13 protein-coding genes are annotated in these 13,237 nt (G+C 49.9%); 12 read left to right on the top strand and 1 reads right to left on the bottom strand.

What is annotated here, in order from left to right; all coding sequences use genetic code 11:
- Window positions 1–17: 17 nt before the first annotated feature.
- Genes DFO48_RS10080 through DFO48_RS10025 form a run of 12 tightly spaced genes read left to right on the top strand, consistent with a single transcriptional unit; the run spans window position 18 to window position 12,071 of the window.
- The gene (locus DFO48_RS10080) at window positions 18–983 is read left to right on the top strand and encodes a GNAT family N-acetyltransferase (protein WP_233506366.1); all 966 of its coding nucleotides are present in this window, start codon (window positions 18–20) and stop codon (window positions 981–983) included.
- Entirely contained in the window at window positions 983–2,347 is a 1,365-nt protein-coding gene (locus tag DFO48_RS10075) for a polysaccharide deacetylase family protein (RefSeq protein ID WP_114863281.1), read from the top strand. The genes DFO48_RS10080 and DFO48_RS10075 overlap by 1 nt, the downstream gene beginning before the upstream one ends.
- Window positions 2,348–2,353: 6 nt before the next feature.
- Window positions 2,354–3,577, top strand: a complete 1,224-nt coding sequence (locus DFO48_RS25140; protein ID WP_233506365.1) for an O-antigen polymerase — start codon at window positions 2,354–2,356, stop codon at window positions 3,575–3,577.
- Window positions 3,571–4,437, top strand: coding sequence for a glycosyltransferase family 2 protein (locus DFO48_RS10065; RefSeq protein WP_114863279.1), 867 nt, complete (start codon window positions 3,571–3,573; stop codon window positions 4,435–4,437). Before DFO48_RS25140 ends, DFO48_RS10065 begins: the two co-directional genes overlap by 7 nt.
- Before the next feature lie 2 nt (window positions 4,438–4,439).
- Window positions 4,440–5,573: an N-acetyl sugar amidotransferase gene (locus DFO48_RS10060; protein ID WP_114863278.1), complete on the top strand. Its 1,134-nt coding sequence runs from the start codon at window positions 4,440–4,442 to the stop codon at window positions 5,571–5,573.
- The gene (hisH, locus tag DFO48_RS10055; protein ID WP_114863277.1) at window positions 5,570–6,184 is read left to right on the top strand and encodes an imidazole glycerol phosphate synthase subunit HisH; all 615 of its coding nucleotides are present in this window, start codon (window positions 5,570–5,572) and stop codon (window positions 6,182–6,184) included. Before DFO48_RS10060 ends, hisH begins: the two co-directional genes overlap by 4 nt.
- A gap of 3 nt (window positions 6,185–6,187) precedes the next feature.
- Window positions 6,188–6,985: an AglZ/HisF2 family acetamidino modification protein gene (locus DFO48_RS10050; RefSeq protein ID WP_114863276.1), complete on the top strand. Its 798-nt coding sequence runs from the start codon at window positions 6,188–6,190 to the stop codon at window positions 6,983–6,985.
- 8 nt (window positions 6,986–6,993) lie between these two features.
- Window positions 6,994–8,040: a polysaccharide biosynthesis protein gene (locus tag DFO48_RS10045; RefSeq protein ID WP_114863275.1), complete on the top strand. Its 1,047-nt coding sequence runs from the start codon at window positions 6,994–6,996 to the stop codon at window positions 8,038–8,040.
- Between the two features lie 3 nt (window positions 8,041–8,043).
- Window positions 8,044–9,174 (top strand): capsular polysaccharide biosynthesis protein CapF, encoded by a 1,131-nt coding sequence (locus tag DFO48_RS10040; protein WP_114863274.1) that lies wholly within the window; start codon window positions 8,044–8,046, stop codon window positions 9,172–9,174.
- Between the two features lie 59 nt (window positions 9,175–9,233).
- Window positions 9,234–10,364, top strand: a complete 1,131-nt coding sequence (wecB, locus tag DFO48_RS10035) for a non-hydrolyzing UDP-N-acetylglucosamine 2-epimerase (RefSeq protein WP_114863273.1) — start codon at window positions 9,234–9,236, stop codon at window positions 10,362–10,364.
- 27 nt (window positions 10,365–10,391) lie between these two features.
- Window positions 10,392–11,567: a glycosyltransferase family 4 protein gene (locus DFO48_RS10030; protein ID WP_233506363.1), complete on the top strand. Its 1,176-nt coding sequence runs from the start codon at window positions 10,392–10,394 to the stop codon at window positions 11,565–11,567.
- Window positions 11,568–11,570: 3 nt separating this feature from the next.
- Complete coding sequence (locus tag DFO48_RS10025; protein WP_114863271.1) at window positions 11,571–12,071, top strand: WbuC family cupin fold metalloprotein; 501 nt, start codon at window positions 11,571–11,573, stop codon at window positions 12,069–12,071.
- Here the strand turns inward: DFO48_RS10025 and DFO48_RS10020 are convergent.
- Complete coding sequence (locus tag DFO48_RS10020) at window positions 12,057–13,166, bottom strand: glycosyltransferase (protein ID WP_114863270.1); 1,110 nt, start codon at window positions 13,164–13,166, stop codon at window positions 12,057–12,059. The genes DFO48_RS10025 and DFO48_RS10020 overlap by 15 nt on opposite strands.
- Window positions 13,167–13,237: the final 71 nt, after the last annotated feature.

Below are 13,237 nucleotides of genomic sequence, written 5' to 3'. Positions count from 1 at the left end.
TTTTCTTGGAAATTGACTTGTACGATCGCATAGATAAATACCGCACCCTCTGCACCCAAGAGCCTTCCATTCCGCTGTTCAGCCAAGCATGGTGGCTGGATGCCACGGCAGGCGAAGGGGCGTGGGATGTGGCCTTAGTGGAAAAGGGCGGCGCCATCGTCGCGGCCATGCCCTATGTGCCGCGCAAGCGCTATGGTTTTACCCTGCTGGGTCAGCCCGCCTTGACGCAAACCCTGGGCCCCTGGCTGCGCGAGACGGACGGAAAATCTTCCACCAAGCTGGCGCAGCACAAGGATTGGTTGCAGGCATTGATTGATCAACTACCGCATTTTTCACACTTCACCCAGAATTGGCACTGGCGAATGGGGAACTGGTTGCCGTTTTATTGGGCGGGCTTTCAGCAGACCACGCGCTACACCTACATCCTGCAGGAGCTGAGCGATGAGCAGGAGCTTTGGCAGGGCTTGCAAGAAAATATCCGCAGAGAAATCAAAAAAGCCAGCAACCGCCTCCAACTGCGCGTACGTGATGATTTAACTGTCGATGATTTTCTGGTGCTTAACCGCATGACCTTTGCTCGTCAGGACATGGCCTTGCCCTATACCGAGGCCTTTGTGCACAAGCTTGATCAGGCGTGCGTTGCACGGCAGGCGCGCAAGATCTTCATTGCCGAAGACGAGCAAGGTCGCCGCCACGCCGGGGTGTACGTCGTGTGGGATGGCAACAGTGCCTATTACCTGATGGGCGGCGGCGACCCTGAATTGCGCAACAGCGGCGCAACCAGTCTGTGCATGTGGGAGGCGATCAAATTCGCGGCGACGGTTACCAAGCGCTTTGATTTTGAGGGGTCGATGATTGAACCCGTAGAGAAATTTTTTCGCGCGTTTGGAGCGCAGCAAACCCCTTACTTCACTGTGAGTAAAACTCCATCGTTTATCCTGAAAACGGCGCTGTTTGCCCGAAGCCTCAAGGAGGCGAAGTGATGAGTATTGCAACGTGGCATTCACCTGCAGCCCTTGCCTGGCTGCAAACCCTGCTACAAGAGCGTTTTGGCCACCTGTTTGAGCTGCAAGTAAAGCCAGATGGCAGCTGCATAACCATGCAACTGTCTGGCGATACGCGCTGTGTCACCCTAGCGTTGGATGGCGCGACCTTCACTCGCGCAGATTCGGATTTGCCCTGTGCCACATGGTCCGCCCCTGCCGAAGGCTGGGTCACCGCCTTGCCGGGCAATCTGCCAGCCCCTGGTGCAGTGCATTTGTCTTTGCCATTAATAGAGGCTACCGATAACGGCAGCTGGCATATAGGCTATGACATTCTTGGCTTAGCCTACTGGATGCTGACCCGCCAAGAGGAAGTGGGCCGCACGGATCTGGACAACCACGGGCGTTTTCCTGCGATCGCCTCACATGCCTTTAAGCACGATTACCTGGAACGCCCCATCGTCGATGAATGGCTGCATGTGCTGGGTCAGGTTATCACCCAGACCTGGCCGGACATTCCACTAAAACAGCTCCAGTTCAGCATGAAGGTCAGCCACGACGTGGACGTCCCCAGTCGCTACGGTTTTGCCAGTGCCAAGGGCCTGCTGCGCGCCATTGCGGGTGATGTAATCAAGCGTGGTGACATTAAAAATGCTCTGCGTGCACCCTGGATCGGGCTGAATACCCGTGATGCATTGCACTCCAGCGATCCATTCAACACCTTTGAATGGATTATGGATTTATCAGACCGGCATGGTCTGACCAGCGCCTTTTACTTCATTTGCGGGCGTAGCAGCAATATGGATGCCGATTATGAGCCTGAGCATCCGGCCATCCGGCATTTGATGCGTCGCATCCATGAGCGCGGCCATGAAATTGGTCTGCATCCCAGCTATGGGACTTATCAAAAACCAGAGCTAATCGCTCAAGAAGCTCGTCGCTTGCGTACCATTTTGGCTGAAGAGAATATCCAGCAAAATGAGATCGGCGGGCGCATGCATTACCTGCGCTGGGAGCAGCCAACCACCTTGCGCGCTTGGGCTGATGCCGGCATGGACTATGACAGCACACTTGGCTATGCCGACAGACCTGGCTTTAGGTGCGGTACCTGTTTTGAATACCCTGCATTTGATCCGGCGGCGCGTGAGCCTTTAAACCTGCGCGTGCGACCATTGGTGGCGATGGAATGTTCGGTGATTGATGCCTGCTATCTGGGGCTAGGCACTGGAGAGGCTGCACGAGCGAAGTTTGCACAATTAAAAGATGCTTGTAGGTCGGTGCTAGGGTGCTTTTCTGTGCTTTGGCATAATTCAACGGTGGGGCATCAAGCAAAGATATTATATGAAAGCAGTCTTGAGTATTAAAAATCCATGATCGGCTCATTTGTTAATTATAGAAATTGCGCGAATTTATGGTCGGCAATATTTTTGATATTCTATTTTCTAGTTCCAGGAATTATTTGGCTAAGTGGAACTTCTGAAGGTGCGTATGGTTTTTTGGCACTTGTCACCTTGTGCTCGGTGTCCTTTATGCAGTTGGGGTTCCGATTTAAAATCGAGAAAATTGTCTATTCGAGAAAAATAAAGAAGATAAATTTCAATTGGAATTTATTATTTTTCTTGGTATGGGTATTTTTTCCTGTTTATTTATATTTGGTGTATTCAACAGCAGAGTCGATACCCTTGCTAGATGCACTGCATGGGGCCTCAGATAATGAGAGTTCTTTATCTAGAGGAGCCTTTCTGAAGGGGCGGCAAGGATGGGAATCTGCATTTCAGTATATCAGTGCATTTTTTACTTATACGATTCTTCCATTGGTTTCTGCTAAATGCTTCTTTGATAGGCGAAGGTGGCGATATATATTTTTGATAATTTGCCTTGTTTATTGTGTGAGTTTTTTGCAAAAGGCATTATTTCTTAATATTTTGTTACCAGCAATTTTTGCCTCGTTTGCTGGCAGGAAATTTAAAGCAAAATATTTTTTCATTTTCTGTGGATTAATATTTTTGGTGCTATTTTCTCTTGTGTGGGCTACATCATCGGATTTGGGTGGTGAAGGAAGTGGCGCGGGATATTTTACGGCGCAGTACTTGCCGGTTAGTGCTTTAGATTATTTCTTGTGGCGTGCTTTTGCTGTTCCTGTTTTTACAGCTCAGGATATGCTTATCGTGTTTTTTAACCAATTTCAATCCATGCCACTGCTTGGCGCATCTAGTACATTGATTTCTGGAATTTTTGGCATGGAGAAGATTAATATTGAGCGTTATGTATTTGAATATCAATTTGGCTCATGGAACGAGATCGCAAATTCAAATGCATTTTTTGCGGTTGATCTGTATGTAAATTTTTTATGGCTAGGTGTCGCCATATTTTCTTTATTGATTGGTATGTTTTTTAGGCTGCTAAGTAAAAATAGGGACCCTGCAATTGGTGTTCAGGGGTTCTTGCTAGGATGGTATTTGTTTTCTGCCCCATTGCTGGGGCTGATGATTGGAAATGGGTATATTGTTTTTGTGGCGATGGTTGTGCTCATGCAAGAGAAATTATCGTGCCAAAGTAATAGCAGTAATGAGAGGTGTGAGAGTATATGTTGATCAGTGTAGTAATGGCTGTAAAAAATGAATCGGCATATATAGAATCTGCAATTCAAAGTATTCAAAGCCAAAATATTGAGGGAATGGAGATTGTTGTTGTCGATGATGGCTCAACTGATTCGACATATGAAATAGTAAAGGCTATCGCTTCCGTTGATAGTCGAATTACCCTTGATAAAAATCCATCATCTGGTAAGGTCTCTGCATTCAAACATGGATATGGACTGGCTCAGGGTGAATATGTCGCATTGTTTGCGGGAGATGACATTATGCCATCGGGCTCTTTGGCTAAAAGGGTGATGGATATTAAGGGAATAGTTTCGCCCTCAGTGTTGATGTCGAAAATTCAGGTCTTGTCAGAAGATAAAAAAATTGATGGAATTTTGATTCCTAAGAAGAAAGGGCTTGGTAATCCGTCGGGTGCATCTATTATTTTTAATAGAGAGGCAGCAAAATATCTGATGGATATTCCCGAAACCCTTCCAAATGAAGATACTTGGATGGATTTCTGTCTCACATATTTGCCGATGCTAAATGTGAGGTCGCATGATGATGTCTCTTGCTTGTGGAGAGTTCACTCTGGTAATTCAATCACCATCAAGGATAGCTACCAAACATTCAATAAGAAATTCTCAAAGCGGATGAATGTGATTGGTGAGTTTTTAAAGAAGTATAGTAATATTTTGCCTGCAGATCGCTCTGCGTATTTGAGGAATCTTGCTTGTGCTGAAGAGGCGCGTCGCAAGGGGGATTGGCTACAAATCTTGTTTGCAAAAATCTCATTTTCTGATAAGGCACGATTTTTGGCATACTCAAATAAATATTTCTACGCTGTACGAAAAATCATTCGAGCAATATAAATATGAAATACCAAATTTGTACCCGCTGTATCATGGATACCTCCGATCCGCGCATTCAGTTTGATGAGCAAGGGGTTTGTGAGTACTGCAGCAATTTCTTAGAAACCATCCAGCCCAATTGGGATACCGGTGCTCAAGGCGAGGCCGCTTTGGTCCGTATGGCAGAGCAGATCAAAGCGGATAGCCAAGGTAAAGAGTTTGATGCCATCATTGGGCTTAGTGGTGGACTCGATAGTTCTTACGCTGCCTATGTGGCGGTGAAGAAGATGGGGCTGCGTCCCTTGCTCTTTCATGTGGATGCGGGCTGGAATACTGATCAGGCCGTGGGGAATATTGAAAAGTTGGTTGATGGCCTTGGCTTGGATTTGTACACCGAAGTGATTAACTGGGAGGAGATGAAGGATCTACAAAATGCTTTTCTTAAGTCTGGTATTCCAGACCAAGATTTGCCCCAAGATGCATCCTTTTTTTCCTCGCTCTACAAATTTGCCCGTAAACACAGGATCAAGCATGTGATTACTGGCTCAAACTTTTCGACCGAGTGCTGCCGGGAGCCTGAAGAGTGGGGTGGGTACTTGGGGATAGACACAATGCTTTTCCATGATATTCATCGTCAGTTCGGTAAGCGTCCGCTGGAAACTTTCCCACTTAAAGATATATTGGTTTACAAGCTGTTTTATCAGAAGATCCTGGGGATGAAGGTTCATCATCCATTGAACCTTGTTCCCTTTGTCAAGAAGGATGCCGAGGATGAACTGGAGCGTTTGTTTAATTGGCAGCGCTTTCAACACAAGCACCATGAATCGCGCTTTACTCGTTTTTATGAGGACTACTGGCTTCCTCGCAAATTCGGATTCCATAAGCGCCGCGCACACTTCTCCAGCCTGATCATGACTGGGCAAATGACTCGTGATGCTGCTCTTGAGCGTATTGCAAAGCCAGAGATGGATGAGCATTTTTTGCAGCAGGAGTTCGAGTACGTAGCCCATAAGCTTGACCTGACGGTTGATGAACTGCAGCAGATATTCGATGCTCCCAACAAAACGTATCGTGACTATAAAAACAAGCGATGGCTGATTGGCTTTGGTGCCAATGCGATGCGCTGGTTGGGTCTGGAAAAGAGGTATTTCCGGTGATTCGAATCATTGATTATGGTGTCGGAAACATTCAAGCTTTTCTGACCATGTTTAAGCGCCTTGGTTTGGAGGCCTCTCGTGCGCGTACCGTCGAGGAGCTAGAGGGTGCCACCCGTCTGGTTTTGCCAGGAGTGGGCGCATTTGACCAAGCGATGGGGTTGCTCAACGAATCAGGTATGCGGCCGCGCTTGGAAGAGATGGTGTTGGCCCAGCATGTGCCAGTGATCGGCATCTGTGTAGGTATGCAAATGCTGGCCAGCGGCAGCGACGAAGGCGAGCTTCCCGGATTGAACTGGGTGCAGGGACGGGTCAAGGCATTTGCGTCTACGCCTGCCTCTAAAGATTTGCCAATGCCGCACATGGGGTGGAATGACATTCAAGCGCGGCCAGGGCATAAGCTGTTCACTGGTTTTGAGCCAGAGCCGCGCTTTTATTTTCTGCATTCGTACTATTTCGATGCGGATGACAAGGCTGATGTTGCCGCCACTGCTGAGTATGGTGTGAACTTTGACTGCATCGTCTCAAAGGGGAACATTCACGGTGTGCAGTGTCATCCAGAGAAGAGTCATCATTTTGGTGCCCAACTCTTGAAGAACTTTGTGGAGCTTTGAACCATGCTGCGTCCCCGCATCATTCCCTGTCTGCTTGTCCATAAAGGTGGGCTTGTCAAGACCCAACAGTTCAAGGCGCCAAAGTATGTCGGTGATCCCATCAATGCCGTCAAGATCTTCAATGAAAAGGAGTCCGATGAGCTGATGGTTATCGATATCGACGCTGCGGTGAATAAGGCCGAGCCGAACTATGCATTGATTGCAAAGTTGGCTGCAGAGTGTCGCATGCCTCTGTGCTATGGCGGTGGAGTTACTACTGCTGAACAGGCGTCACGGATTATCGATCTTGGCGTTGAAAAGGTGGCTGTCAGTTCGGCAGCCGTCTCTGATCCATCGCTGCTGACTCGCATGGCTAATGCGATTGGGAGGCAGAGCGTCGTTGCGGTGCTGGATGTTCGCAAGAAGACGGGTTTCTTCAGCAAAGGCTATGAACTCTGTACGCACAATGGAAAGATCTCGCACAAACTGGATCCGATTACCTTCGCACGTCAGTTGCAAGAGGCGGGAGCAGGAGAGATAGTTGTGAACTCCATCAACCATGATGGTGAAATGAAGGGTTATGACATTGAGTTGGCCAAGCAGATGAGGGCTGCACTGAATGTGCCTCTGACGGTTCTTGGGGGCGCGGGCTCACTGGAGCATATTGGAGATTTGCTAGGTGCTTGCGGAGTGATAGGTGCTGCAGCGGGTAGCTTGTTTGTTTTCAAGGGCCAGTATCGCGCAGTACTGATTAGTTATCCAACACCGCAGCAGAAAGATCTATTGTGCCGAGAGGCACTTGGCATTCTGCAAAAAAATTGAGTTGAACTATGTTTGCTAATAAAACCCTTTTGATCACCGGTGGTACCGGCTCTTTCGGCAATGCCGTCCTGAAGCGCTTCCTGGATACGGATATTGCCGAAATTCGCATCTTCAGCCGTGACGAGAAGAAGCAGGACGACATGCGCAAGCGCTACAACAGCGCAAAGCTTAAGTTCTATATTGGCGATGTGCGTGACGCGCGTAGCGTAGAGCAGGCTATGCGTGGCGTGGACTATGTGTTCCATGCTGCGGCGCTCAAGCAGGTGCCGTCATGTGAATTTCACCCGATGCAAGCTGTGCGGACTAATGTGCTTGGCACAGAGAATGTGCTGGAGGCAGCGATCCAGGCAGGCGTCAAGCGAGTGGTCTGCCTGAGTACTGATAAGGCTGTATATCCCATCAATGCCATGGGGATCAGCAAGGCGATGATGGAAAAGGTGATGGTCGCTGCCAGTCGTAACCTCGAAAATTCGGGCACGGTGATTTGCGGCACGCGTTACGGTAACGTGATGGCGTCACGTGGCTCGGTGATCCCGCTGTTTGTACAGCAGGTGGCCAGAGAGCAGCCTATCACGATCACGGATCCTGCCATGACGCGTTTCATGATGACGCTGGCAGACGCAGTTGACTTGGTGCTTTATGCCTTCGAGCACGGCAATAACGGCGATATCTTTGTGCAAAAAGCGCCAGCTGCCACTATTGAGACGCTTGCTCATGCTGTGACGGGTTTGATGGGTAAGCCTGATCACACGGTGAATGTGATTGGCACACGCCATGGTGAAAAGCTGTATGAAGCCTTGCTCAGCCGTGAGGAAATGGCCTGTGCGGAAGATATGGGAGAGTATTTCCGTGTGCCTGCCGACAGCCGCGACTTGAATTACGGCAAATATGTGGACCAGGGGCAGCAGCGCCTGACCCAAACCGCCCACGGTGAAGACTACAACTCTCATAACACCCAGCGCCTGGATGTGGATGGCATGCAAAAGCTGCTGCTCAAGCTTGAGGGGATGCAACGTATTGCCAGGGGTGAACTGGTTGACGTTGAGGAGTACTGAAGCATGAAAAAGGTCTTGATCACGGGCGCCAACGGCTTTGTGGGAAAGAACCTGCAACTGCATCTGGCCGAGCGCAAGGATGTGCAGGTACTGAGCTTTACGCGTGAGAGCGATGTGGCTCAACTGCCCGGTTTGCTGCAGGAGGTGGATTTCGTTTTTCACCTGGCTGGTGTCAATCGACCGCAAGACCCGCAGGAGTTCACTGTTGGCAACGCCGAACTGACACAGGCCTTGTGCCAGGCGGTGGGGGCGGTGGCTGTGGATACGGGGCGAAAGATTCCTGTGGTATGCACCTCGTCTACCCAGGCGGCCCGTGACAACCCCTATGGGCAGAGCAAGCGCTCTGCCGAAGATGCGCTGTTTGCCTTGCAACGTACGTCGGGCGTGCCTGTGCATGTGTTCCGTTTGCCCAATGTCTTTGGCAAGTGGTGCAAACCCAACTACAACTCGGCCGTGGCTACGTTCTGCCACAACATAGCGCGCGATTTGCCCATTCAGGTAAATGATCCTCAGGCGCCACTGACCCTGGTCTACGTGGACGATGTCGTTGAGCGCTTCATGCAGCTCATGGACGGAGCGGATGCCATGGTCGATGCCGATGGCTTTGCCACAGTGGCTCCGCAATACACGACGACCGTGGGTCATCTCGCCACCCAGATTCAGGCCTTCAAGGACAGCCGTGGCACGCTGATGACCGAGCGTGTGGGGACTGGCTTGGTGCGGGCGTTGTATGCCACGTACGTGAGCTATTTGCCTGTGGAGGCTTTCACCTATGCCGTGCCCCAGCATGGGGACCCGCGAGGCGTGTTCGTGGAGATGCTCAAGACACCGGATTGTGGCCAGTTTTCCTTTTTTACCGCACACCCGGGCATTACGCGGGGTGGCCATTACCACCATACGAAGACCGAGAAATTCCTGGTGATCAAAGGGCAGGCGCGTTTCAAGTTCCGCCATATGCAGACAGGCCAAGCGCATGAGCTTGTCACCAGCGGTGACAAGGCCGAGATTGTTGAAACGGTGCCAGGCTGGACGCACGACATTACCAATATCGGTGCTGACGAGATGATTGTCATGCTCTGGGCAAACGAAGTATTCGACCGCGCTCGGCCGGATACCTTTGCATGCCTTCTGTAACCAGCTTCGTTGAGCGCCCGGTGAGCTCGGGCGCCATCTCCCTTCTTTCCAGATTCCAAATGAAAAAACTCAAAGTCATGACCGTGGTCGGTACCCGGCCTGAAATCATTCGTCTTTCCCGTGTGTTGGCTCGCCTGGACGAGAATTGCGAGCATGTTGTGGTGCACACGGGTCAAAACTACGACTACGAGCTCAACCAGATCTTCTTTGACGACCTGGGCATTCGCAAGCCGGATCACTTCCTGAACGCTGCGGGTGGCAGCGCTGCAGAGACCATCGGCAAGATCATTGCCGCCATGGATGCTGTGTTGATAGCCGAGCAGCCCGAGGCGCTGCTGGTACTGGGTGATACCAACAGCTGCTTGTCGGTAATCCCGGCCAAGCGACGTAAGATCCCTATCTTCCACATGGAAGCGGGCAACCGCTGCTTCGACCAGCGTGTTCCCGAGGAGACCAATCGCCGCATCGTGGATCACACGGCCGACATCAATCTCACCTACAGCAGCATTGCGCGTGAGTATCTGCTGCGCGAAGGCCTGCCACCGGATCAGGTGATCAAGACCGGCAGTCCGATGTTCGAGGTGCTGACGCATTACAGCGAGCGCATCAATGCCTCCGATGTGCTGCAGCGACTGGGGTTGCAGCCGGGAGACTTCTTCGTGGTTAGCGCGCACCGTGAAGAGAACATTGAGTCCGACCGCAATTTCAGCAAGCTGGTGCAGGTGCTCAACAAGGTGGCCGAGGTTTATGGCTTGCCGGTGATCGTTTCCACACATCCACGTACTCAGAAGCGTGTGGAGACCATGGGGGTGCAGTTCCATCCCCTGGTTCAATTGCTCAAGCCGTTGGGATTCACTGATTACAACAAGCTGCAGTTGTCGGCGCGAGCGGTGCTTTCCGACAGCGGAACCATCAATGAGGAATCGTCCATTTTGAACTTCCCGGCTCTGAACCTGCGCGAGGCTCATGAGCGTCCGGAAGGCATGGAGGAAGCGGCTGTGATGATGGTTGGCCTTGAAGAGCAGCGGGTGCTGCAGGGGCTTGCGATTTTGCAGAACCAACCGCGGGGCAACGAGCGGTTGTTGCGCCAAGTATCTGACTACAGCATGCCGAACGTGAGCGACAAGGTGGTTCGTATCATTCACAGCTATACCGATTATGTGAATCGCGTGGTGTGGAAGAAATACTGAGACTGGTTGTGAATAATGAAAATAGCCTTGATCGCTGACACCTTTCCTCCTTTGCGAAATTCTGGGGCAGTGCAGCTAAGGGACTTATCGCGTGAATTTGTGGCTCAAGGTCATCAATTAACGGTAATTCTTCCATCATGGGAGATCAAGGAGGACTTTATTCTTGAACAGATGGAAGGTTTCCAGGTCTTGAGGCTGAAGTCCCCTAAAACGAAGGATGTTAATTACGCGAGAAGAACACTGTCAGAATTTCTGATGCCATTTTTCATGAAAAGGGGTTACAAAAAATCCCCTTTGCGTGACGAAAAATGGGATGGGGTTGCTTGGTATGCGCCTTCCATATTTCATGCTCCTTTTGTCAAAGGCTTGAAAAAATCCAGTGATTGCAAAGGTTATCTGATAATAAGGGATATTTTTCCTGAGTGGGCTGTTGATATGGGCTTGATGGGGAAGGGGATTATTTACCGCTTCTTCAGTGCAGTGGCCAATTATCAATATTCTGTGGCTGATGTCATTGGTGTCCAAACTCCAGGAAATCTCTCATACTTTGAGGCTTGGAAGAAAAAGGGGAAGAAGCTGGTTGTTCTTCAGAACTGGCTTGCGGATACGAAGCCAGATAGTTGCTCGATATCGATTAACAGGACGGCTCTGGCCGGGCGAAAGATATTTGTATATGCTGGGAATATGGGTGTCGCTCAGGGCATGGACATTCTGATAGATTTGGCAGAAAAACTTAGAGATCGAAACGATATTGGATTTTTGTTCGTTGGTCGCGGCAGCGAGGCCAAAAGGCTGGCTGAGGAATCTCGTAAAAGGTCTTTGGATAATATCGAGTTCAAAGATGAAATTCATCCTGATGAGATACCTGCGCTTTATGCTCAATGCTCCGTAGGTATTGTTTCTTTGGATCAGAGACACAAATCCCACAACATTCCGGGAAAGTTCCTTTCCTATATGCAAAGCGGCATTCCCGTACTGGCAAATATCAACCCTGGAAATGATCTTGCGGAGCTCATCAGGAGCGAAGGTGTTGGCGTGGTTTGCGAGGATGCTGATATTCAGGATCTGGAGTGCAAAGCCAATATCTTGATCAATTCTGTCGAGATGGATGCCGATTTCCAAAAAAGGTGCAGGGCCGTATATGAAAGAATGTTCTCGCCTTCTCAGGCGGTCAACCAAATCGTTCTGGAACTGAAGAACTAATATATGTCAGTACGAGTTTTCTCAGGGGACTTGATGGACTCATTGATAGATGAGGCCAAAACCAATCCTCGAAGACGAAAGCACAAGAACCTGCATGCTGACTACCAGGAGGCATGCCAGCGGTTCTTCAATGCAATTGAGCCCAGTAGCTATCTGAGGCCTCACTGTCATGGACCCTTGCAAGGAGCAGAAACCTTGATTGCCATCAAGGGTCTACTGGCTCTCATTGTCTTTGGCGGCGAAGGTGAGGTGCAGGCAGTTCACCTCTTTGGCGCAGGAAACCATGTCGATGAACTCGGCGTGGCTGTCGGGGTCGAGGTTCAGCCAGGGCAATGGCACACAGTCATTTCACTTGAAACTGGCTCTATATTGCTTGAGATGAAGGGCGGGCCTTTTGACCCAGCGGCTCCAAAATATTTTGCGCCATGGGCCCCAGATGAAATGACGCAAGAAGGTGAAATTTACCTTCAAGCTTTAAAGATGCATATTTCACTTCCAGGGTAACCATCTAAAGAGTGCAAGCTTCCGATAAAACATCAAATAGCAAATGAAGCTCAATATGAAGGATATGGCAGTTAATAGCTTGCTTTGATATGTCAAAACAGCTAGAGAGCAGGGAATTGCTGCGTAAATCCAGAGGAATGGTGAGGTCAGCCCGTTTTGCATGGGTTTTGAAAAATTAGAGAATATTTTTCTTGCCCAGCGCTTGTTTGCAAGTGAATGCAGGTGAAAGAAATCTGGCTCTGTCGGGCTGTAACCTTCGCGCATGGTTCGGCGCAAAATACTGAAGCCGACCTCAATAATTGGGTAGGAACAGATCAGTAAACTGGTCCACGGTGATACGGAATGATTTCGCTCAGGTAAAAGTACAGCAATCCAAGCTAGCGTAAATCCCAGGAAGTAGGCGCCGCCGTCGCCCAAAAATATTTTACCCTTGGGCCAGTTGACGAGAAAAAAGCCGGCGACCGCACCTGCGATGATCATGCAAGTGAAAGCGAGGGGAATATCACCCACATGCCTAGCGACGACGCCGAAGGCGGCCAAGATGATCAAAGCTGTGCCAGCCGTAAGACCGTTCAGTCCATCAATAATATTGATAGAGTTGGCGACGCCTCCCACTGCAATCGCAGTAAAGATGACGGAGATGACGGTAAAACCCAGTAAAAAGTCAATACCTGGCACGTCGACATGAGTGAGTGAGGTACCTGTAATGCCCCAGCCTAGTACGCCAGATGCCATGGTTGCCAGCAGTCGTATCTTTACAGAGACTTTTTTGGTCAGATCTTCCAGTAATCCAAAAATGAAAGCGGGTATGCCCGCCAGCAGAATGGCGCTGAGGATAGCTCTTTTTTCTGCTGCAGCAATACCATGACTGGAGGCCGCAAATCCTGCAAAAACCCCGATCGCAATCCCAATGCCGCCGATACGTGGTGTGGGGGTGGTATGAACTTTCTGGACTCCGCTGCTTGAATCCATGGATAAGCTGCCATGCCATTTTTGCGTAAGAACCAGGAGAAGGCAGGTTGCAAAAGATGCCAGTAGGGCAACTGTTGCGTCATATCGTATTAATTCAAGAAGCGAAAATTGAGTTGAAAACATGCAACTAGTTCTTGTTGGAAGGCGTGGTTATCGACCTGGGGCGGATCGGTGGAGCAATCTGTGCTGTAGCG

Origin of the sequence: Comamonas sp. AG1104 (genome assembly GCF_003350425.1) — a bacterium.
Taxonomy (GTDB): domain Bacteria; phylum Pseudomonadota; class Gammaproteobacteria; order Burkholderiales; family Burkholderiaceae_C; genus Comamonas; species Comamonas testosteroni.
This window is presented reverse-complemented; position numbering and strand designations above follow the sequence as displayed.